This window comes from Cupriavidus sp. H39 (assembly GCF_050271075.1).
In the GTDB taxonomy this organism is placed as follows: Bacteria; Pseudomonadota; Gammaproteobacteria; order Burkholderiales; family Burkholderiaceae; genus Cupriavidus; species Cupriavidus necator_B.
On sequence record NZ_CP189848.1, the window covers coordinates 2,225,937 to 2,247,125 of the forward strand.

The window sequence follows — 21,189 nt, forward strand, 5'->3', positions numbered from 1 at the left end:
TCCCAAGGAGAAACCATGCAAGCACAACGCCGCATCCCGGTTGCCATCATCGGCTCGGGCAATATCGGCACAGACCTGATGATCAAGGTCATGCGCACCTCCCAGCGCCTGAGCGTGGGCGCGATGGTCGGCATCGACCCGGCTTCCGACGGGCTGGCCCGCGCCGCCCGGCTCGGCGTGCCGACCACGGCCGAGGGCATTGAAGGCCTGACCCGGCTGGCCAACTTCGGCGACCTCCGCATCGCCTTCGATGCCACCTCGGCCGGGGCCCATGCGCGCCACAACGCGGTGCTGCAGCAGCACGGCGTGACCGTGATCGACCTGACGCCGGCCGCCATCGGCCCGTACGTGGTGCCGGTGGTTAACCTGCACGCGCACCTGGACGCGCCCAACCTCAACATGGTGACGTGCGGCGGCCAGGCCACCATCCCCATGGTGCGCGCGGTGTCGCGCGTGGCGACGGTGCACTACGCCGAGATCGTGGCCTCGATCGCCAGCAAGTCCGCCGGCCCGGGCACGCGCGCCAATATCGACGAGTTCACCGAGACCACCGCGCGCGCGATCGAGCAGGTCGGCGGCGCGGCCCGCGGCAAGGCCATCATCATCCTGAACCCGGCCGAACCGCCCCGGATCATGCGCGACACCGTGTTCTGCCTGGCCGACGCCGACGCCGACGAGGCCCAGATCCGCGCTTCGGTCGCGCAGATGGCGGCGGACGTGGCGCAGTACGTCCCCGGCTACCGTCTCAAGCAGGAAGTCCAGTTCGAGCGCCGCGGGCGCGGGCGGCCGGTGGAGATTCCCGGGCTGGGCCGGCAGGCCGGGCTGGCAGTCACCATCTTCCTGGAAGTCGAGGGCGCCGCGCACTACCTGCCGGCCTACGCCGGCAACCTGGACATCATGACCTCGGCCGCGCTCGCCGCCGCCGAGCGCCTGGCCGAGCGCAGGTTCGGCGCCTAGGAGACCCCATGCAAGCAAAGAAGAAAATCCATGTGTCGGACGTGACCCTGCGCGACGGCATGCATGCGATCCGCCACCGTTACACGATCGAGCAGGTCGTGGCCATCGCCCGCGCGCTGGACCAGGCGCAGGTGGACAGCATCGAGGTCGCGCACGGCGACGGGCTGTCGGGCTCCAGCTTCAATTATGGCTTTGGCGCGCACACCGACCTGGAATGGATCGAAGCGGTCGCGGCCACGGTCAGGCATGCGCGCGTCGCCACGCTGCTGCTGCCCGGCATCGGCACCATCCACGACCTGGACGCCGCGTACCAGGCCGGCGCGCGCATCGTGCGTATCGCCACCCATTGCACCGAGGCCGATATCGCGAAGCAGCATATCGCGCATGCGCGCAAGCTGGGCATGGACACGGTCGGCTTCCTGATGATGTCGCACATGACCTCGCCGCAGGCGCTGGCGCAACAGGCGAAGCTGATGGAGTCCTACGGCGCCCAGTGCGTTTACGTGGTCGACTCCGGCGGTGCGCTGTCGATGCGCGACGTCGCCGAGCGCTTCCGGGCCTTCAAGGAGGTGCTGGACCCGCGCACCGAGACCGGCATCCATGCGCACCACAACCTGTCGCTGGGCGTCGCCAATTCGATCGTGGCGCTCGAGCATGGCTGCGACCGCGTCGACGCATCGCTGGCCGGCATGGGAGCCGGCGCCGGCAATGCGCCGCTGGAGGTATTCATCGCCGCGGTCGACCGCCTTGGCTGGCAGCACGGCTGCGACCTGTACCGGCTGATGGACGCGGCCGACGACCTGGTGCGCCCGCTGCAGGACCGCCCGGTGCGGGTCGACCGCGAAACCCTGGCGCTCGGCTACGCCGGCGTCTATTCAAGCTTCCTGCGCCATGCCGAGGCAGCGTCCGCCCGCTACGGCATCGCGACGGTCGATATCCTGGTCGAGCTGGGGCGGCGGCGCATGGTCGGCGGGCAAGAGGACATGATCGTCGACGTCGCGCTGGACCTTGCCAGGGCGCGCGCCAACCAACCGAAAGCGGAGGCCGCATGAGCGTGGATATCCTGCAACTGGCGCAGCGCCTGGACGAAGCCGCCCTGCATGCCCAGGCGATCGAGCAGCTGACGGCATCGGCACGGTTCTCGTTGCCGCAGGCCTATGCGATCCAGCGCGCGTCGATCGCGCGCCGCGACGCGCGCGGCGAACTGCCGCTGGGCATCAAGCTTGGCTTCACCAGCCGCGCCAAGATGGCGCAGATGGGCGTCGATGCGCTGATCTGGGGCCTGCTGACCGACGGCATGCTGGAAGAAGAAGGCGGCACCGTCGACCTGGCCCGCTACATCCATCCGCGCGTCGAGCCGGAAATCTGCTTCCTGCTGAAAGAGACCATCGACGGACCGCTGACGCAGCTGGAACTGGCACAGTATGTCGAAGCGGTGGCGCCCGCCGCCGAAATCATCGACTCGCGCTACCGCAACTTCCGCTTCACGCTGGAAGACGTGGTCGCCGACAACTGCTCGTCGGCCGGCCTGGTGGTCGGCGCCTGGGCCAGGCCCGATATCGACCTGGCCAACCTCGGCGTCGCGCTGTGCTTTGACGGGCGAGCGCGCCAGCTCGGCTCGACCGCGGCCATCCTTGGCAATCCGTGGCGCGCGCTGGTGCAGGCGTCGCGGCTGGCAGCCGCCGCCGAAATGCCGCTGCGCGCCGGTTCGCTGGTGCTGGCCGGCGCCGCCACCGCGGCCGAGGCCCTGGTGCCCGGTTGCCATGTCAGCGTCGAGATCCACGGCCTGGGCTGCGCCGCCTTCCATACCCGGAGGTCCTCATGAGCGATATCCGCAGCAAGGCGACCGTGCTCGCCGACAAGGCCACGCCGCGCGGCCGGTTCCCGCACCTGCGGCGCGCCGGCGACTTCCTCTTTGTCTCCGGCACCAGCTCGCGCCGCCCGGACAACACCTTCGACGGTGTCGAGGTCGATGCGCTGGGCACCACGCGTCTCGACATCCGCGCGCAGACCCGTGCCGTGATCGAGAACATCCGCGACATCCTGGCCAGCGAAGGGGCGGCGCTGGCCGACCTGGTCGAGCTCAGCAGCTACCTGGTGAACATGAACGACTTTGGCGGCTATAACGAAATCTATGGCGAGTACTTCGGCTATGACGGCCCGACCCGCACCACGGTCGCGGTGCACCAGCTGCCGCATCCGCACCTGCTGATCGAGATCAAGGCGATCGCGTACAAGCCGCTCGCGCAATAGGAGGCTTCCATGCCATCGATCAAGACCATGAAACCGTTCAATTTCCTGAAATGGGTGGAGGACAACCAGGCCCGCTTGCTGCCGCCGGTTGGCAATGCGCAGATCTGGGAAGACGGCGAACTGATGGTGACCGTGGTCGGCGGGCCGAACGCGCGCACCGACTACCACGACGACCCGACCGAGGAGTTCTTCTACCAGATCAAGGGCGATATCACCCTGCGCGTGATGGAGGAAGCAGGCCGGCCGCCGATCGAGATTCCCATCAAGGAAGGCGAGGTCTTCCTGCTGCCCAGCCATGTCCGGCATTCGCCGCAGCGCCCGGTCCCCGGCAGCTACGGCCTGGTGGTGGAGATGCCGCGCCCGCAAGGCGCCCTCGATGCCTTCGAGTGGTACTGCCTGCGCTGCCACCACCTGGTGTATCGCGCGGAAGTCGCACTGCAGAGCATCGTGCGCGACCTGCCGCCCATGTTCGAGCGCTTCTACGGCGATGCCTCGCTGCGCCGCTGCCCGCATTGCGGTGCCGTCCATCCCGGCAAGGCCGCGCCGCAAACCCCTGCCTGAGCCCCCGAGATGAAGCACACAGTCGTAGACATGCATGCGCACTTCTTCCCGCCGATTGCGCGCGAGGAGGCCGCGCGCCTGGACCCCGAGCATGCGCCGTGGCTGCAGATCCGCAGCGATGGCAGCGGCATGATCATGACCGGCGACCAGCCCTTCCGGCCGGTGTACGACGCGCTGTGGGATGCCACCAGGCGCCTGGAGGAAATGGACGCCGCGGGCGTAGACATCCAGGTGATGTGCGCCACCCCGGTGATGTTCGGCTACCGGTATGCGCCCGGCAAGGCCACAGACTGGTGCCGGCGCATGAATGACCATGCGCTGGCGCTGACCGTGCCGGACCCGGCGCGCCTGAAGGTGCTGGCCCAGGTGCCGCTGCAGGATCTCGACGCGGCCTGCGCCGAGGCCTCGCGCGCGCGCGCCGCCGGCCATGTCGGCGTCCAGATCGGCAACCACCTGGGGCCCAGGAACCTCGACGACGCGCAGCTGCTCGGCTTCCTCGCGCATTGCGGCGACGAAGGCATCCCGGTGCTGGTCCATCCGTGGGACATGATGGGCAGCGAGCGGATGAAGCAGTGGATGCTGCCCTGGCTGGTATCGATGCCGGCGGAGACGCAACTGGGCATCCTGTCGCTGATCCTGTCCGGCGGCTTCGAGCGGCTGCCCAGGACGCTGAAACTCTGCTTTGCCCACGGCGGCGGCAGTTTTGCCTTCCTGCTGGGCCGGGTCGACAACGCCTGGCGCCATCGCGACATCGTGCGGCGGGACTGCCCGCAGCTGCCGTCGTCGTACCTGGACCGGTTCTACGTGGACTCCGCGGTCTTTGACGAGGGCGCGCTGGCGCTGCTGGTGGAAGTGATGGGCGCGGAGCGCGTGATGCTCGGCTCCGACTATCCGTTCCCGCTTGGCGAGCGCGAGATCGGCGGCCTGATCCGCAACACCGGCCGGCTGTCCGCTGCGATCAAGCCGAAACTGCTGGGCGCGAACGCCATGCAGTTCTTTGGGCTGGGCTGATGCGGCGCGCCCGCAGCGCCTGAAGCAGAGACATCGATAACAACAGAGGAGACACCATGCAAGCCAGCATCATCAAGCGCATCGGCGCGCTCTGCCTGGGCCTGGGCCTGGGCTGCGCGCTGCCGGCGACGGCACAGGTCCGGGTGGGCTTTGTCGGCACGCTGTCCGGCCCCGGCGGCGCCCTTGGCCAGGACCAGTACGACGCCTTCATGCTCGCGCTCGCACACCTGGGCGGCAAGCTCGGCGGCCAGCCGGTCAAGGTGGTCAGGGAGGACGACCAGCTGCGGCCCGACGTCGGCGCGCAGGCCGTGCAGAAGCTGATCGAAAAGGAGAAGGTGCAGGTCATCACCGGCATGACCTTCTCCAATGTGCTGCTGGCCACGTACAAGAGCATCGTCGAGCGCGAGGTCTTCCTGATCGGCTCGAATGCCGGCCCGAGCCAGATGGCCGGGGCCCAGTGCTCGCCCTTCTTCTTTTCGACCTCGTGGCAGAACGACGAGCAGTACGAGGTCATGGGCAAGCACGTGCAGGAGCGGGGCTACCAGCGCGTGTTCCTGCTGGCGCCGAATTACCAGGCGGGCAAGGACGCCGTGGCCGGCTTCAAGCGCTACTACGAGGGCCAGATCGCCGACGAGGTCTACACCCAGGTCAACCAGCCCGACTACGCCGCCGAGCTGGCGCAGGTCCAGGCCGCCAGGCCCGACGCGGTGTTCGTATTCTATCCCGGCGGCATGGGCGTGAACTTCGTCAAGCAGTACCAGCAGGCCGGACTGCTGGGCAAGGTGCCGTTGTTTACCGGCTCGACGCTGGACGGCACCACGCTGCCGGCGCTGAAGGACGCCGCGCTGGGCGCCTGGTCCGGCGCCGCATGGAGCCCCGACCTGAATGTCGCCGCCAACCGCAAGTTCGTCGCCGACTTTGAGAAGACCTACCGGCGCACTCCGTCGCACTATGCGGCCTACAGCTACGACGCCGCCATGCTGCTGGACAGCGCGGTGCGCAAGGTCGGCGGCAAGCTCGACGACAAGAAGGCCTTCCAGGCAGCGCTGAAAAGCGCGGACTTCAACTCGGTGCGCGGCAATTTCCGCTTCAACAGCAACCAGTTCCCGATCGCCGATTTCCATGCGCTCGAAGTGGTCCGCGACCGCGCCGGCCAGGTCGGCCTGGCCACCCGCAAGACCGTGTTCCGCGAACACCGGGATGCCTACTACAAGCGCTGCCCGCTGCGCTGAGCCCACCAGGAAAGCCATCATGCGTCATCCCCTCCTGGCCGTGGCGGCCCTCGCCGCCTGCCTGCTGGCGCCCGGCGCTGCCCACGCGAGCGCCTCGCTGCTGCTGGTCCAGGCGCTCAACGGGCTGCAGTTCGGCGTGCTGCTGTTCCTGCTTGCCGCCGGCCTGACCCTGGTGTTCGGCATCATGAACTTCGTCAACCTGGCGCACGGCTCGCTCTACATGATCGGCGCCTATCTGGCCGCGAGCCTCTACCACTGGAGCGGGTCGTTCCTGCTGGCGGCGGCCGGCGTGGTGCCCGCGATGCTGGCGCTCGGGCTGGCGCTCGAGCGCATTGCGCTGTCCAGGCTGGCCCAGCGCGACCACCTCGAGCAGGTGCTGGCCACCTTCGGGCTGATCCTGTTCTTCAACGAGGCCGCCCGCATGATATGGGGCCCGTCGCCGTTCTACATGGGCGTGCCCGAAGCGCTGTCCGGCACCATCGATCTGTTCGGCATCGCCTATCCGCGCTACCGCGCCGCCATCATCGTGGCCGGCCTGCTGGTGGCGCTGGGCTGCTACCTGGTGATCCATCGCACCCGCCTCGGCATGCTGATCCGCGCGGGCGCCGCCAACCGCACCATGGTGGGCGCGCTCGGCGTCAACATCGGGCTGCTGAATGCGCTGCTGTTCGGCCTTGGGGCCGTGCTCGCCGGCATCGCCGGGCTGATGGCCGGCCCGATCCTGTCGGTGCAGCCCGGCATGGGCGAGCCGATCCTGATTCTGACCATGGTGGTGATCGTGATCGGCGGCATCGGCTCGATCCGCGGCGCGTTCTGCGCGGCGCTGATCGTCGGCGTGGTCGATACGGTCGGGCGCGCCTTCCTGCCGCTGCTGCTGCGCGCTGTCTTCGAGCGCCAGGTGGCCAATGCGGCCGGCCCGGCGCTGGCGTCGATGCTGATCTTCCTGCTGATGGCCGCGGTGCTGGCATGCCGCCCGCAGGGCCTGTTTCCTGTCAAGAACGGGGGTTGAAATGATCCTGAGGACTTCCTGGGTAACGCCCAGCCGGCTGGTTACCGCGGCGCTGCTGCTCCTGCTCGGCCTGGCGCCGGTCTATGCGGCCGCGTTCTCCGAGCCCTTCTACCTGACGCTGTGCGGCCGCATCGTGGTGTTCGCGCTGGCCGCGCTGAGCCTCAACCTGATCCTCGGCTACGGCGGCCTGGTGAGCTTCGGCCACGCCCTGTACCTGGGAATCGGCGCCTACGCGATCGGGCTGATGTCGTTCCACGGCGTCACCAATGGCTGGGCGCAGCTGGCGCTGGCCCTGGGCGCGTCCGCGCTGGTCGGGCTGGTGACCGGGCTGGTGTCGCTGCGTACCACCGGCATCGCCTTCATCATGATCACCCTCGCCTTTGCGCAGATGTTCTATTTCCTGGTGGTCAGCCTCAAGCCCTATGGCGGCGACGACGGCCTGCCGATCGAGGCGCGCAGCGACTTCGGCACGCTGCTGAACCTGGCCGACAACCTGCAGCGCTACTACCTCGCCTATGCGCTGCTGCTTGCCTGCCTGTACGGCAGCTACCGCGTGGTGCGCTCGCGCTTCGGCATGGTGCTGCGCGGCAGCCGCCTGAACGCGCGGCGCATGCGCGCACTGGGCTACCCGACCGTGCGCTACCAGCTCACGGCCTACGTGCTGTCGGCCATGATCTGTGCGCTCGCCGGCCTGCTGCTCGCCAACCAGACCCAGTTTGCCTCGCCCGCCTACATGGCCTGGACCGTCTCCGGCCAACTGATCGTCATGGTGGTGCTGGGCGGCATCGGCAGCGTGGCCGGGCCGGTGATGGGCGCGGTGGCACTGCTGGTGATGGAAGAGTTCCTGAAGGGCTACACCGAGCACTGGATGGCCATCCTCGGTCCGGTGATCGTGGTGATCGCGCTGCTGGCCAGGCGCGGCCTGGCGGGCCTGCTGCAGGCATGGGACCAGCGCATGGGCGCAAACGGAGGCATCCAATGAACGCCATGTCCTCATTGCCCGCTGGCGTGGCCAGCCGTGCCCGGCATCCGTCCGGGGCAACGCCGGAGGCCGCCGCGGCCGGCCCGGCGTGCGCCTGCGAGCCGGCACGCCCGCCGCTGCTGGCGGTCGACGGGCTGGTCAAGCGCTACGGCGGACTGACCGCCACCGACGGCTTCTCCATCACGGTCGGCCCTGGCGAGATCCACGCGGTGATCGGTCCGAACGGCGCCGGCAAGACCACGCTGATCGGCCAGCTTGCGGGCGAGCTGGCACCGGATGCCGGCACCATCCGCTTCGACGGCCGCGACATCACGCGCGCACCGGCGCACCAGCGCGCGCTGGCCGGCCTGGCGCGCTCCTACCAGGTCACGTCCGTGTTCCCCGAGTTCACCGCGCTGCAGAACGTCGCGCTGGCGGTGCAGGCGCATCGCGGCCACAGCTTCCGCTTCTGGCAGCCGGTGCTGGCCAGCCGCGAACTGCTGGCGCCTGCGTACGCCGCGCTCGGGCAGGTGGGACTGGCGCACCGCGCCGGCACGCTGGCGGCCGAGATGGCGCACGGCGAGCACCGCCAGCTGGAGCTGGCCATGGCGCTGGCCACGGCACCCCGGCTGCTGCTGCTCGACGAGCCGATGGCAGGCATGAGCCAGCTCGAATCCGAGCGCATGGTGGCGTTGCTGCAGGGCCTCCGGGGGCGTTTGGGCATGGTGCTGGTCGAGCACGACATGGACGCCGTGTTCGCGCTGGCCGACCGCATCACGGTGCTGGTCTACGGCCGCCCGCTTGCCTGCGGCACCCCGGACCAGATCCGCAACCACCCGCAGGTGAAAGCCGCCTACCTGGGCGACCAGGAACAAGCCTTCCAGGCAGGATCGCGATGAGCCATCTACTCGAAGTCCAGGATGTCGAAAGCTTCTATGGCGCCAGCCAGGTCTTGTTCGGCATCGAGTTCCAGGTCGGCCGCGGCGAGGTGGTCACGCTGCTGGGCCGCAACGGCATGGGCAAGTCGACCACGGTGAAATCGATCATGGGCATGCTGGCGCCGCGGCGCGGGTCGATCCGCCTTGCCGGCCGCGACCTGGCCGGGCAGCCGTCCTACCGAGTGGCGCAGGCCGGCATCGGGCTGGTGCCGGAGCAGCGCCAGGTCTTCCCCAACCTGACCGTGCGCGAGAACCTGGTCGCCACCGCGCACAACCGGCAGCAGCTGCAGGCGCCATGGACGCTGGCGCGGGTCTACGCGCTGTTCCCGCGCCTGCAGGAGCGCCAGCACAACCTGGGCGCCAACCTCTCCGGCGGCGAGCAGCAGATGCTGGCGATCGGCCGCGCGCTGATGACCAACCCGCGCCTGCTGATCCTGGACGAAGCCACCGAGGGCCTGGCGCCGCTGGTGCGCGAGGAAATCTGGGCCTGCCTGGCGCGGCTGCGCGACACCGGCTTGTCGATGATCGTGATCGACAAGAACCTGGGTCCGCTGCTGCGGCTGGCTGACCGCCACCACATCGTCGAGAAGGGCGAGGTGGTCTGGCAAGGCAACTCCGACCAGCTACGCGCGCAGCCCGGGATCCAGCAGCGCTACCTCGGCGTCTGAGCGCATGGCCAGCCTGCCTGGCCATGCATTGCTGCCGAGCGCCGCGGCGTGCGCCGCAAGGCCTGATCACACTGTGCCGATGCCGAACTCCGCCAGCACTGCCGCGGTATGCTGGCCCAGCGCCGGCGCACTGCCAGCCGGCCCTTCCCTGCCCGCCATGCCGGGCAGGTTGGCCCACGGCACTTCGCCGATGCCGGCCAGCGGCAGGCGCCCGAACACGCCCGCCTGCGTGCACTGCGCGCTGTCGAGCAAGTCGCGCGCATGGCCGACGCGCGCGAACAGCACATCGTGCTCGGTCAGCAGCGCCTCCCAGTGCGCCAGCGGCTGCGCCGCCAGTGCTTGCGCGACGCGCCCGCCCAGTTCTGCCGCGCGCGGCAGCCGGCCGGCGCTGCGGTGCAGCGTGGTATCGGCAAGCCAGTCGTCGAAGCCCAGCAGCCTGGCCAGCCGCAGGAACATCGCGTCATTGAGCATGCTCAGGTAGAGCGCGCCATCGGCCGCTTCGAACAGCCCGGTCGGCGCGTTGGCCGCCGCCAGCTCGGCGTCGGGAAACATGGCGTCGTCCACCATCAGGTAGGACTGCAGCGCGGCACTGGTCTCGAGCAGCGACAGCCGCACATGCCGGCCACGTTCGCTGCGCGCGGCCTTGTACAACGCCGCCGACGCGTGCTGGGCCGCATACAGCCCGGTGGCCAGGTCGACCAGGAAGAAAGCGATGCGGCGCGGCTGGCCGGCGCCGTCGCGGTTCAGGTGCATCAGCCCGCTGTAGGCCTGCATGGTGGTATCCACCGCCGGCCGGTTCGCCAGCGGCCCCGCGTGGCCGTAGCCCGAGATCGAGACATAGACCAGCGCCGGGTTGTGCGCAGCGAGGGCCTTGTAGCCCACGCCCATGCGCTCGGCCACGCCGGGACGGAAATTCTGGATCACCACGTCGGCGCGCTGCGCCAGCCGGCTGATGGCGGCCCGGCCCTCGGCGCTGCGCGCATCCAGCACCACGCTCTCCTTGCCAGCGTTGCAGGCGACCGCGATCGCGGTCTGGCCGGCGCGGATGCGGCCCATCTGCCGCGACCAGTCGCCGTCCGGCGGCTCCACCTTGATCACGCGCGCGCCCTGCTGGCGCAGCATCAGCCCGCAGTACGGGCCGGCGATGCCCTGGCTCAGGTCGAGCACGGTCAGGCCATCGAACATGGCATCGTCGATGGGGTCCACCGAGGCTTGTGCATCGTGCATGGGTTGGCTCCGTTCAGATATCCAGCATGACCTTGCCGATGGCGCGGCGCGACATGGTGGTGTCGACCGCGTTCAGCCAGTCGCTCAGCGGGAAGTGCTGCAGCACCGGCGGCGCGAGCTTGCCGCTGGCTCCCGCCGCCATGATTTCGCCGACCATCGCCTGCACCCGGGGGGCAAAGCGGCGGCGTTCGTCGGTCAGGCCCCAGCCGATGTAGTAGCCATAGTTGAATCCGATCACTGCCAGGTTCTTCACCAGCAGCAGGTTGGCCGGCACCGCCGGGATGCGGCCGCTGGCATAGCCGATCGACAGCAGCCGCGCACCGGGCGCGGCACAACGCAGCGAGGCGTCAAACAGATCGCCGCCGACCGGGTCGAACACCACGTCGGCCCCGCCCGCCGGACACAGCGCCTTGACCGATGCCGCCAGCGCGGCCGCGTCCGAAGGCAACGCATGCGCCGCGCCATTGCGCAGCGCCGCCTCGCGCTTGGCCTGCGTGCTGGCCGTGGCGATCACGCGCGCGCCCATCAGGCGGCCGACCTGCACCGCTGCCGTGCCGAGCGCGCCGCTGGCGCCATGGACCAGCATGGTGTCGCCGGGCTGCAGCGCCGCGCGCCACGCCAGCGCGCCCCACACCGTGCCATAGGTGACCGGCAGCGCGGCGGCGTGCGCCAGGGCCAGCCCGTCGGGCACCGGGTAGACCGTATCGGCGCTCGTTACCACCTCCTCGGCAAAGCCGCCCCAGTCCAGCGCGGCGGCCACGCGCTGGCCCGGGCGCAGTTGCGTGACGTCGGCCGCGACTTCGATGATCTCGCCCGCGGCCTCGGTGCCCGGGGTGAACGGCAGCGGCGGCTTGCGCTGGTACTTGCCGGACACGAACAGGCTCAGCGCGAAGCCCACGCCGGCATGCCGCACGCGGATGCGCACCTGGCCCGGTGCCAGCGGCCGGCGCGCAATCCGTTGCAGCGCCAGCTCGCTCCAATGGCACCAGCGCGAGCAGACCAGCCCCTGGTAATCGTCGGCTTGCATCGGCCCCTCCCTCATTCGAGCGTGATGCCGACATCGCGGATGATGCGGCTCCATTTGTCGCGGTCGTTCTTCATCACCGTGGCGAAGGCCTCCGGCGTGCCGCCGACCGGCACCAGGTTCAGGTCCTGCATCTTCTTCGCGACCTCGGGCAGGCGCACGATCCGCGCCACCTCGCGCGACAGCGCTTCGACGCGCGCCCGGGGCACGCCGGCCGGAAACAGCAGCCCCATCCACGCATCCGGCTCGAACCCCTGGTAGCCGGCTTCGCGGAAGGTCGGCACCCGGGGCAGCAAGGCCGAGCGCTCCGCGCCGGCAATCGCCACCGGCACCAGCTTGCCGCCCTGCAGCAGCGGCATCGCCGTGCCCACGGCGATAAAGCCGAGCTTCACGTGCCCGGCCGCCAGGTCGGTGGCCAGCGGCGCGCCGCCCTTGTAGGCCACATGCTCCATCTGCAGGCCGGCCTCGCGCTTGAGCAGTTCGCCCAGGATGTGTCCGGTGGTGCCGGCACCGTAGGAGCCATAGGGATACTTGCCGGGGTTGGCCTTGAGCAGCGCCACCACCTCCGGCAGCGTGCGCGCGGGGAAGTCGGGCGACACCGCCAGGATGGTCGACGAGATCGCCACCTCGCTGACCGGCGTGAAATCCGCGATCGGGTCATAGCCGATGCCCCGGTACAGCGACGGGTTCTGCACGTGTGCGGTAAAGGTCAGCAGCGCGGTGTAGCCATCCCTGGGCGCCCTGGCGACGTACTTGGTGCCGGTGGTGGTGCCGGCGCCGGGCTTGTTGTCGACGATGACCGGCTGGCCCCAGCGCCGGGTCAGCTCCTGTCCGATCAGCCGCGCCACGGCGTCGTTGACGTTGCCCGCCACCGACGGAACCACGATGGTCAGCGGCCGCGACGGATAGGGTTCGGCGGAATCGGCATCGGCGGCGGCAGCCGCGCCCGGAATGACGGCTGGCATGGCGGCCAGCAATATGGCGGTCACGGCTGCGCGCAGCCGTGCGGAACGGTATGGCATGGGTTGGTCTCCTGTCCTGGCTCCCTTCTGTGGGGCCCGCTGCGGTGCGGTGCGCGAGGGATGCCAGGCAGTCTAGGCCAGCGTCCGCGCCGGCGTGATTCCCGCGCGGGGCGAACCGAGTCCTGCCGGGCATGGCGCGGCGGCAAGACCCGCGTGCCCGGCGCGCGCGGTGCGCGGCGCTACAATGGCCCGCACCATCCAGCGCCGCCACGCCCATGCGATTCGAGGATCTAGAAGCCTTCCTGGTCGTGCTCGACCAGGGCAACCTGCACCGCGCCGCCGACGCCCTGGGCATGACCCAGTCCGGCCTGTCCAAGACGCTGGCGCGGCTGGAAGGCGAAGCCGGCATGCCTTTGTTCGAGCGCACCCCGCGCGGACTGGTGCCGACCGGCGCGGGCCGCACCCTCGCCACCCATGCGCGCCGGATCTCGCTGGCCGCCGGCGACATGCGCAACGAGCTGGCCGAGCAGCGCGCGGCGCGCGCCGGCACGGTGCGCCTGGGTGCCATCCCCTACCTGCTGCCCTCGCTGCTGTCGCCGCTGCTGGCGCGGTTCTTCGTGAGCCGGCCGCTGGCCACGTTCTCGATCGAGACCCACCTGAGCGCACGCCTGATGGCGATGCTGCAGAACGGCGACGCCGACCTGATCCTGGGTGCGCGTCCCGCCAGCCTGCCGGCCGACATTGCCTGGCTGCCGCTCGGGCCGCTTACCATGCAGATCGTGTGCCGCAACGCCCATCCGCGCCGCGACGGCTTTCGCACCCTGGCCGACCTGGCCGGCGAACGCTGGGTAGTGCCGGCCAGTTCGCTGTACCTGCGCCAGTGGCTGGAACAGCGATTCACCGCGGTCGGGCTGCCGCCGCCGCGCGTGGCGGTGGAAAGCACGGCGTCGCCGGTGGCCTTTGGCGAGTTGCTGCGGCATTCGGACCTGCTCGGCATCATGCCGCCGCGCATGCTGCGCCAGGCCGAAGGCCAGGGACTGGCCGCGATCGAAGCCCCAGGCATGTCGTGGCAGCACGAACTGGCCGTGCTGTGGCGCGCCGATGGCTACCTGTCGCCGATCTGCCAGGACTTCCGCGATGCCGTGGTCACGTGGTGCGAGGAAATGGCGTTGTGACGCCCTTGCGGCTCAGGGCACCCACCAGTAGCGCGTGACGTGGAAGAACACCGGCGCGGCGAACACCACCGAATCGAGCCGGTCGAGCATGCCGCCGTGGCCCTGGATCATGTGGCCCCAGTCCTTGATGCCGCGGTCGCGCTTGATCGCCGACATCACCAGTCCGCCAAGGAAGCCCATCAGCGCGATCACCAGCGCGATCGCGCCGGCCTGCCACGGCGAGAACGGCGTGATCCACCACAGCGCCGCGCCCAGCGCGGTGGCGCTGACGACGCCGCCGACAAAACCCTCGACGGTCTTGGACGGCGACAGCAGCGGCGCGATCTTGCGCTTGCCGCACAGCTTGCCCCACACGTACTGCAGCACGTCGCTGCCCTGCACCACGATCACCAGGAACGCGATCAGCAGCAGGTTGCGCCCGTCGAAGCCCGGGATCGGCAGCGTCAGCAGCGCCGGCACGTGCGAGATGCAGAACACGCACACCATCACCGCCCACTGCACCCCGGCGCAACGCTCCAGGAAGCGCGTGGTCTCGGCCGACAGCGCCGCCAGGATCGGCAGCACCAGGAAGGCGTAGACCGGGATCAGGATCGAGAACATGCCGTACCAGCCGACATAGACCAGCACGTACTGCAGCGGCAGGAACACGAAGAACGCGGCGACGATGGCGCGATGGTCGCCGCGCCGCGTGGTGGTGATGGTGACGAACTCGCGCAGCGCGAAGAACGACAGCAGGTAAAACAGCACGATCACCGCGGTGCGCCCCAGCGCAAAGGCCACGCCCATGATGCCGATCATCCACCACCAGGCCCCGACGCGCTGCGCCAGGTTGTCGATCACCGCGTGCCGGCCGCCGCCCGCCACGCGCCAGCGCAGCAGCGCGGTCACGATGGAGGCCAGCAGCAGCACGCCGAACAGGCCGCCGAACAGCAGCCAGGTCTCGCGGCTCCAATGCAGGGTGGGCATGGCGGTCATTCCAGTTCCGGGGCAAGCGCGAGCAGGCCGTCGCGGCAGCGCGCAAGGAACGCTTCCTTGCTTTCGCCGGCGGCCGGCAGCACCGGCTGGCCGAAGGTCACGGTGCACAGCAGCGGCACCGGCACCACTTCGCCCTTGGGCATCACGCGGTTGAGGTTGTCGATCCACACCGGCACGAATTCGACCTGCGGGCAGGCCCGCGCCAGGTGGTAGATGCCGCTCTTGAACGGCAGCAGGCGCGCGTCGGTGGTGTTGCGCGTGCCTTCGGGAAACAGGATCAGCGAGTCGCCCGCCGCCAGGCCGGCCCGCATCAGCGCGATCGGGTCGCTGCCGGGGTCGCTGCGGGTGCGGTCGATCAGCAGCGCGCGGAACACGTCGCGGCCGATAAAGCGCCGCAGCGGCGATTTCTCCCAGTAATCGGCGCCGGCCACCGGCCGCGTGACCGTGCGCAGGTCGGGCGGCAGGCAGCCCCAGATCAGCACGAAATCGCCATGGCTGCTGTGGTTGGCAAAGTAGACGCGCTGCATCGCGGCCGGGATGCAGCCCTGCCAGTTGGCGCGCATGCCGGTCAGCAGCCGGGCGAAGACGATGATGGCGCGCGCGGTGGCACGGGCAAGCCACATGGTTGTTTACCTCAGGATCAGGGACAGCAAGGCCAGCGCCAGCTGGCACACGGTCAGCGCGGCGCTGGCGCGCACCAGGCGCAGCGCGCCGCGGGCGCGTTCGGACAGCGGGCGTGCGGCGCGCGCGGCGGGCATCCAGCCCAGTTCAAGCAATGCGCCATCGAGCCCGGCCAGGTCGGGCTGGCCCGGCACGCCGCCGGCAAGCGCGCCGAACAGGCGGCGGTCGATCGCGACACGCAGCAGCAGCCAGAGCTGGGGCAGCGCCAGCAGCAGGGCCAGCGCCGCCGGCCAGCGCGAGATCGCGGTGCCCGCGCCCAGCCACGCCGCCAGCATGGCGAACGCCAGTCCCGCCGCGCCCACCCACGCGGCACCCGCGAGCGCGCCCGTCACCGCGTGGGCGACCCAGGTGTCGGTGCGGTGCGACGACGCTGCGTCGTGGTCAGCGGCCATCGCCAGGCTCCTGCGTGGCCGCACGGTCCAGCCAGCGCTGCAGCGCGTCGGCATGTTCGCGGCCGAGCACCACGGCGGGCCGATGCCGGCGCAGCACCGCCAGCGCGGCGCCGGCGTCGCGCAGGCCTTGCCGTCGTGCCAGCCACGCTGCCGCCACCAGCGCGCTGCGCGAATAGCCCAGCGCGCAGCTGACCAGCACGCGGCGCCCCTGCCGCTGCCAGGTGTCGAGTTGCGTCACCGCTTATTCGAGCTGCTGCGGCGTCGGCACGGTCAGGTCCAGCACCGGGACGCAGCGATACGCCAGGCCGGGCCCGCTGGCCGCGCGCGGCAGCTCGGCGCTGAGGTCGAGCACCGCATTCGCGCCGAGCGCGCGCAGCTCGGCCCGCGTCGGGAAGCGGCCCACCCAGAGGCCCGGCGCGATTGCGCTGGCCTGCGGCGCGCGCCGCGTCCACCAGCGCGAATTGAGGAAGGCACCCAGCAGGTAAGGCGCCAGCACCCAGCACCCAGCACGCGGCCGACGCCATGGCCCCGTCGGCGTCTTTCTGGAACCATGCCGGCGCTGCCAGCGCATAGACGCGGGCCACGCAGCCCAGCGCCAGCGCGGCCCACAGCAGCAGGAATGCCAGCGTCACCGAGCCGCCCACGGCCAGCACCGCGCACAGCAGCGCCACCACCGCGCCCGCGCCGTAGCGGCGCGCCAGCTGGCGCGTGCGTGCATCCGGCACGCCAGCCGCGGCGACAGGCAGCCGCATCGGGAACAGGTAAACGCACAGCCAGCCCACCAGCGCGCCGGTGGGCACGTCGATCAGGTGGTGCTGCCAGGTGGTCAGCACCGAGATCCCGATCAGCGCAAACCAGCCGTGCAGCAGCCAGCGCCAGCCGCCGCGCAGGTGCGCGGCAAAGGCGACCCACAGGATTACCAGCAGGCTGATATGCAGCGACGGCGCCTGGTTGAATGGCAAGTCGAAGCCGCCCAGCAGCGTGAACAGCTGGCCCGGCAGGCCGTCGGCATCGGGCCGCGCAAAGCTGAAGCGCAGCGGAAAGGCGATAAAGCACGCTACCGACACCAGTTGCGCCAGCACCAGCCGCTTGACGTGCGGGACCAGCGCCGCGCGGGTGCGCCACAGGAAGAACGAGATGCCGTACAGCAGGTCGATCGACCAGTACGGCACGATGGTCCAGGGCAGAAACGGAATGCCCCGCTCCCATTCGAAGTAGAACGAAGGCACGTCGGCGCGCTGGCTCGCCAGCCAGTTGGCCAGGCCATAGCTGGAGAAAAAGAACGCGCCGGCCAGCGCCAGCAGCACGCAGGCCAGGCCCCACGGCCGCTGCGGCTGCGCATCGGCCTCGGCCAGCGTCGGCACCGTGCTCATGCGCCGCGCCTGCGCGCCAGGCTGACGGTGAAGATGCCCCACGGGTCGATGCGCTGCGTGACCTTGTCGAAGCCAGCGGCCCGCACCAGTTCATCCATCTCGGCCTGCGAGCGGCGGCGCATCACCCAGGCCGCGCCGGCGCGATGGCTGGTCAGCGCGCGCGCGATGAACTCGAGCTGCGGATGCCACGGCTGGCCGGTGTAGACCAGGTAGCCGCCGGGCGGCACCGCGCGCGCCAGGCCGGCGAGCGAGCGGCGCACCATGGTGTTGTCGGGAAACAGCTCATACAGGCCCGACACCACCGCCAGCGTAGGGGCCGGCGCCAGCGCGGCGAGGCTGTCGCCGTCGAAGGCATCGCCCTGCTCGAAGCGGGCCACGCCCTGCAGGCCCTTGGCGGCGATCAGGGCGCGGCCCTGCTCGACGTTGAGCGGGCTGTAGTCGCGCAGCAGGATCGATTCGACCGCGGCCGCGCCGCCCTCCAGCGCGCCCAGCGCTTCCAGCACGTAGCGCCCGTGGCCGGCGGCGATATCGACCATGCGCACCGGCATGCCCGCGGCGCGCAATCGCCGCACCGCCTCGGCAATCAGCGCCTCGGCGTGGACCTTGCGCTGGCGGATGCCGCGCCAGCCGATCGCGTCCAGGTATTGCCGGTCGGCCAGCCGGCCCAGGGCGCCGCGCCCTGACGGCGTGTTGCGGTAAACGTAGTCGAGCGTCGAGCCGGAGTCGAAGCCGGTCTGATGGCCCAGCCGCACGCCATCCGACAGCATCCCGCCGAGCTTCAGGTTGGCCCGCGCCGCGCGCCAGTACCAGGCGGCGAGCCCGCCCGGCGCCGACCCGAGGCGGTCCGATTCCTCGCGGAACGGGCCGATCTGGTCGGCGTCGAGCAGCGAGCGCGGCGCCGACGGCGTGTCGAATTCTTGCAGGACAAAGCGTCGCGCGGCATCGACCGCCAGCTTGCGCTCGCGCTCGCCAAGCGTGTCGTGGTAGAAGCCGTCCAGCACGATGCGCTCCTTGCTGCGCGATCCCAGGCGCTCGTAGAAGCGGTCCTGCGGCCCGCGGTGCACGACCCAGTCGGCGCCGGAGATCAGCAGCTGCGTCGGCACCGTGATCGCGGCGGCATCGGCGACGACGCGCTCGGCGGCCTCGTACAGGTCCAGCAGGATATTGACCGCGATCGCGCGCGTGATCAGCGGATCGCTGTCATAGCTGGCGATGCGTTCGGGATCGTGCGTCAGGAACCTGGCCTTGACGTAGCTGTTGACGAAGAACTTGCCGCGCAGGCGCTGCATCAGCTTCAGGCCCGGCCGCGCAAACGGCACGTACAGCTTGACCTTGAACGCCGGCGAAGCCAGCACCAGCGCGCGGATCGGCGGCGCGTAGTCATGCACCCAGGTCGCGGCCAGCACCGCGCCGACGCTTTGCGCGATTACCGCGGTGCGTTCCAGCGGGATGCCGTGGACGTCGGCGATATGGGCGGTGAAGGTCTGGATATCGCGCACCGAATCGGCCAGGCTGGGGCTGTAGCCGCGCTCGCCGGGCGAATTGCCGTGGCCGCGCGCGTCCCAGGCAAAGATGTCGTAGCCGGGCAGGTTCAGTTCGTCGGCGAGGTGGGCGACCCGGCCGGAATGCTCGTGGCCGCGGTGGAACAGCACCACGGCGCCGCGCGCCGGGCCCTCCACGGCGGGCCAGTGGCGATAGAACAGCGCCTGGCCATCGTGGGTCTCGAATTGCCGCTGCAGTGGCTGGCGGGTCGACAGTCGGTCCATCGCGCTACTCCGCAAGGCGGGCCTCGGCCTCGGCAATGCCGCGGCGCACCCGGTTGGCCATCGTGCCCAGCGACAACAGCGACAGCAGCAGCCACAACCAGCTGGCGGCCGCACCGAAGCCGAGCCCCAGGCCGGCCCACAGCGCGATCGCGCCGACCGCGAAGGCGCGGTCGCTCTTGCCCAGCGGGCCGTCATAGCGCCGGCTGGCCCCGGCCAGCGGCCCGATCAGCCCGGCGGCCTCGACCAGCAGCGCCAGCAGCGCGAAGGTGCCGACCTGACCCAGGCTGAAGTCCGGCAGCGCAGCCAGCGGCAGGATCAGCGCCAGGTCCGAAACCATGTCGCCAAGCTCGTTCAGGTAGGCGCCCAGCACGCTCTGCTGGCCATGCTCGCGCGCCAGCATGCCGTCGATGGCATTGAGCGCCATGCGCGCGAACAACCACAGGGGGAACAGCAGGAACAGCGCCGGGGTCTCGGCCACCAGCATGCCCAGCGCGGCCAGCACGCCGACCGCCAGCGATCCGGCGGCGGCGGCCAGCGTGACCTGGTTGGCGGTCACGCCGCGCTGCGCCAGGTCTTGCACCATGGGGCGCAGCCAGGCCTGGAACCTGGGCTTCAGTTCATAGAGCGTCATCGCACCGGCCTCCCTGCCGCGCTGATGCCGGAAGCGGGGATACCCGGCTGCCCGGGACGGCGCCGGTGGCGCGACGCCCTGGCCCGACCGCGGCCGCTTCCGTCTTGTTCTTGGTCTTGTTGTTCGTCTTGGTCCGGCGCCTGCCCGGCCGTCGCACATCCGGTCATGGCCCGGCCACGGCCCGGCAGCAGTGCCTGGCTCAGCACTCTACCGCTAAGCCCCGGACAATACCAGATGGCGCCTGAAGCCAGAAACCTGCCCGCTCAGGCCGACGCGATGGTGTCCCGCACCGCGTCGGTCACCTGCGCCACCACGCCGTCGCGCCAGTCATCGGCATCGCCATAGAAGGCGCGCCACATCGCCTGGCGCACCAGCGAGCGCTGGTTCTCGTCGGCCTCCGGATGCAGGTGCAGCCAGTGGTCGCCGCGCAGCGCGTCCAGCACCTCGCCCACCGGCAGCGTGCCGAACTCCAGCGCGATGCCGGCGTAGTCCACCGTCGGCAGTGTCTGCGGCACGGCATGCCAGGCCAGTCCGGTGAGGTTGGCCGAAGTCGATGAACCATCGTAGATCGAGGTCACCCGCTCGCCCCAGATCGCGCGCGTGCGCGTGACCGATTCGGGCGTGTCCGGGCCCATGTGGATGGGCTCGCCATAGCCCCACGGCCCCAGCCCGGTATGGACGTCGATCCAGCGCAGCGCCTCGCGCCCGGCGCCAAAGCGCGCCAGGATGCGGCACAGCGTGTAGTTGCTCCAGGTGGCCTTGTCGCCGCCGTAGAACATGCCGCCCGGGTCCTGGTACTGGCCGCCGCTGACGGCGGCCTGGTACCACGCCATGCCGCGCTCGGCCACCGCCTTCATCAGTTGCGCCTGGTCGCTCTCGGACGGCGGCCATTGCGCCGGCAGCAGTAGCGGCGCGATCTCGGCATAGGCTGCGTTGTGCGGCAGCGGCTGCGAGAAATCCAGGAAGTTGCGGTTCAGGTCGACGTTGTCCTCGTTGACCCGGCGCAGGTGGGAGAAGCCATAGGGATTGATCGCATGCACCAGCAGCAGGCTGGTGTCGGCCGCGGCGCAATCGGCAAGCAGCGCGGCGTCGTGCAGCAGCGCCACCTGCGCGCCGGATCCGGCAAAGCCCTCGGCGCCGTGCGTGCCCGAGGTCACCATGAGGCAGCGGCGGGCCTCGGGCGCACCGGCCAGCGCCACGTCGATCGCCAGGTCTTCGCCGGCACTGCCGCGCTTGGTGGGATGCGGAAACTGCGCCAGCGCGGCGCCCGCGGTACGTGCGGCGTCCAGGAAGGTCTTGCGCGCTTCGGCGTAGCTGCGAGAAAAATGGCTCATGGCGTCACCCGCGGATGCGATGCAGGCATTAGACGCCAAATCCGCGGGTCTCGCCAGTC

21 protein-coding genes and 1 pseudogene are annotated in these 21,189 nt (G+C 70.3%); 12 read left to right on the plus strand and 10 right to left on the minus strand.

From position 1 onward, the window contains the following. The first annotated feature begins 15 nt into the window (after window positions 1-15). The 11 genes from ACOCMH_RS25640 to ACOCMH_RS25690 are packed head-to-tail and all read left to right on the plus strand — an operon-like array spanning window position 16 to window position 9,590. On the plus strand, window positions 16-957 hold the full coding sequence (locus ACOCMH_RS25640; RefSeq protein ID WP_427309813.1) for an acetaldehyde dehydrogenase (acetylating): 942 nt from the start codon (window positions 16-18) through the stop codon (window positions 955-957). A gap of 8 nt (window positions 958-965) precedes the next feature. Continuing rightward, window positions 966-2,009, plus strand: coding sequence for a 4-hydroxy-2-oxovalerate aldolase (dmpG, locus tag ACOCMH_RS25645; RefSeq protein WP_427309815.1), 1,044 nt, complete (start codon window positions 966-968; stop codon window positions 2,007-2,009). Then, on the plus strand, window positions 2,006-2,782 hold the full coding sequence (locus tag ACOCMH_RS25650) for a 2-keto-4-pentenoate hydratase (protein ID WP_427309817.1): 777 nt from the start codon (window positions 2,006-2,008) through the stop codon (window positions 2,780-2,782). The genes dmpG and ACOCMH_RS25650 overlap by 4 nt, the downstream gene beginning before the upstream one ends. Then, a complete protein-coding gene (locus ACOCMH_RS25655) occupies window positions 2,779-3,210 on the plus strand; it encodes a RidA family protein (RefSeq protein ID WP_427309819.1) in 432 nt (143 codons plus the stop codon). The genes ACOCMH_RS25650 and ACOCMH_RS25655 overlap by 4 nt, the downstream gene beginning before the upstream one ends. A gap of 9 nt (window positions 3,211-3,219) precedes the next feature. Continuing rightward, complete coding sequence (locus ACOCMH_RS25660) at window positions 3,220-3,771, plus strand: 3-hydroxyanthranilate 3,4-dioxygenase (RefSeq protein WP_427309821.1); 552 nt, start codon at window positions 3,220-3,222, stop codon at window positions 3,769-3,771. A gap of 9 nt (window positions 3,772-3,780) precedes the next feature. Further along, window positions 3,781-4,782: an amidohydrolase family protein gene (locus tag ACOCMH_RS25665; protein ID WP_427309823.1), complete on the plus strand. Its 1,002-nt coding sequence runs from the start codon at window positions 3,781-3,783 to the stop codon at window positions 4,780-4,782. A gap of 56 nt (window positions 4,783-4,838) precedes the next feature. Further along, on the plus strand, window positions 4,839-6,014 hold the full coding sequence (locus tag ACOCMH_RS25670) for an ABC transporter substrate-binding protein (protein ID WP_427309825.1): 1,176 nt from the start codon (window positions 4,839-4,841) through the stop codon (window positions 6,012-6,014). Window positions 6,015-6,033: 19 nt separating this feature from the next. Continuing rightward, complete coding sequence (locus ACOCMH_RS25675; RefSeq protein WP_427309827.1) at window positions 6,034-7,023, plus strand: branched-chain amino acid ABC transporter permease; 990 nt, start codon at window positions 6,034-6,036, stop codon at window positions 7,021-7,023. 1 nt (window position 7,024) lies between these two features. Then, the gene (locus ACOCMH_RS25680; protein WP_427309829.1) at window positions 7,025-8,005 is read left to right on the plus strand and encodes a branched-chain amino acid ABC transporter permease; all 981 of its coding nucleotides are present in this window, start codon (window positions 7,025-7,027) and stop codon (window positions 8,003-8,005) included. Continuing rightward, the gene (locus ACOCMH_RS25685; protein WP_427309831.1) at window positions 8,002-8,883 is read left to right on the plus strand and encodes an ABC transporter ATP-binding protein; all 882 of its coding nucleotides are present in this window, start codon (window positions 8,002-8,004) and stop codon (window positions 8,881-8,883) included. The genes ACOCMH_RS25680 and ACOCMH_RS25685 overlap by 4 nt, the downstream gene beginning before the upstream one ends. Next, window positions 8,880-9,590, plus strand: coding sequence for an ABC transporter ATP-binding protein (locus ACOCMH_RS25690; RefSeq protein ID WP_427309833.1), 711 nt, complete (start codon window positions 8,880-8,882; stop codon window positions 9,588-9,590). Before ACOCMH_RS25685 ends, ACOCMH_RS25690 begins: the two co-directional genes overlap by 4 nt. A 66-nt stretch (window positions 9,591-9,656) precedes the next feature. On the opposite strand, the gene ACOCMH_RS25695 is transcribed toward ACOCMH_RS25690, so the two are convergent. The 3 genes from ACOCMH_RS25695 to ACOCMH_RS25705 are packed head-to-tail and all read right to left on the minus strand — an operon-like array spanning window position 9,657 to window position 12,863. Then, the gene (locus ACOCMH_RS25695) at window positions 9,657-10,817 is read right to left on the minus strand and encodes a CaiB/BaiF CoA transferase family protein (protein ID WP_427309834.1); all 1,161 of its coding nucleotides are present in this window, start codon (window positions 10,815-10,817) and stop codon (window positions 9,657-9,659) included. A 13-nt stretch (window positions 10,818-10,830) separates the two neighbouring features. Next, on the minus strand, window positions 10,831-11,844 hold the full coding sequence (locus ACOCMH_RS25700) for an NADPH:quinone oxidoreductase family protein (protein WP_427309836.1): 1,014 nt from the start codon (window positions 11,842-11,844) through the stop codon (window positions 10,831-10,833). Between the two features lie 11 nt (window positions 11,845-11,855). Further along, window positions 11,856-12,863 carry a Bug family tripartite tricarboxylate transporter substrate binding protein gene (locus ACOCMH_RS25705; RefSeq protein WP_427309838.1) on the minus strand — a complete coding sequence of 336 codons (1,008 nt, stop codon included), beginning with the start codon at window positions 12,861-12,863 and terminating at the stop codon, window positions 11,856-11,858. A gap of 215 nt (window positions 12,864-13,078) precedes the next feature. Between ACOCMH_RS25705 and ACOCMH_RS25710 the strand changes: the two genes are divergently transcribed. Beyond that, window positions 13,079-13,978: a LysR family transcriptional regulator gene (locus tag ACOCMH_RS25710; RefSeq protein ID WP_427309840.1), complete on the plus strand. Its 900-nt coding sequence runs from the start codon at window positions 13,079-13,081 to the stop codon at window positions 13,976-13,978. Between the two features lie 12 nt (window positions 13,979-13,990). Here the strand turns inward: ACOCMH_RS25710 and ACOCMH_RS25715 are convergent, their stop codons facing one another. The 7 genes and pseudogenes from ACOCMH_RS25715 to ACOCMH_RS25745 form a co-directional block, all read right to left on the minus strand. Beyond that, window positions 13,991-14,953 (minus strand): phosphatidate cytidylyltransferase, encoded by a 963-nt coding sequence (locus ACOCMH_RS25715; RefSeq protein WP_427309842.1) that lies wholly within the window; start codon window positions 14,951-14,953, stop codon window positions 13,991-13,993. Then, window positions 14,950-15,576, minus strand: a complete 627-nt coding sequence (locus ACOCMH_RS25720) for a lysophospholipid acyltransferase family protein (protein ID WP_427309844.1) — start codon at window positions 15,574-15,576, stop codon at window positions 14,950-14,952. The genes ACOCMH_RS25715 and ACOCMH_RS25720 overlap by 4 nt, the downstream gene beginning before the upstream one ends. Window positions 15,577-15,582: 6 nt before the next feature. Further along, a complete protein-coding gene (locus tag ACOCMH_RS25725) occupies window positions 15,583-16,026 on the minus strand; it encodes a hypothetical protein (RefSeq protein ID WP_427309846.1) in 444 nt (147 codons plus the stop codon). Beyond that, a pseudogene (locus tag ACOCMH_RS25730) lies at window positions 16,016-17,399 on the minus strand (phosphatase PAP2/dual specificity phosphatase family protein). The gene ACOCMH_RS25725 and the pseudogene ACOCMH_RS25730 overlap by 11 nt, the downstream one beginning before the upstream one ends. Further along, the gene (locus ACOCMH_RS25735; RefSeq protein ID WP_427309848.1) at window positions 17,396-19,165 is read right to left on the minus strand and encodes a bifunctional alpha/beta hydrolase/class I SAM-dependent methyltransferase; all 1,770 of its coding nucleotides are present in this window, start codon (window positions 19,163-19,165) and stop codon (window positions 17,396-17,398) included. Before ACOCMH_RS25735 ends, ACOCMH_RS25730 begins: the two are co-directional and overlap by 4 nt. A gap of 4 nt (window positions 19,166-19,169) precedes the next feature. Further along, window positions 19,170-19,796 carry a CDP-alcohol phosphatidyltransferase family protein gene (locus ACOCMH_RS25740; RefSeq protein ID WP_427309849.1) on the minus strand — a complete coding sequence of 209 codons (627 nt, stop codon included), beginning with the start codon at window positions 19,794-19,796 and terminating at the stop codon, window positions 19,170-19,172. 263 nt (window positions 19,797-20,059) lie between these two features. Next, window positions 20,060-21,130: a M14 family metallopeptidase gene (locus ACOCMH_RS25745; protein WP_427309851.1), complete on the minus strand. Its 1,071-nt coding sequence runs from the start codon at window positions 21,128-21,130 to the stop codon at window positions 20,060-20,062. Between the last annotated feature and the right edge of the window lie 59 nt (window positions 21,131-21,189).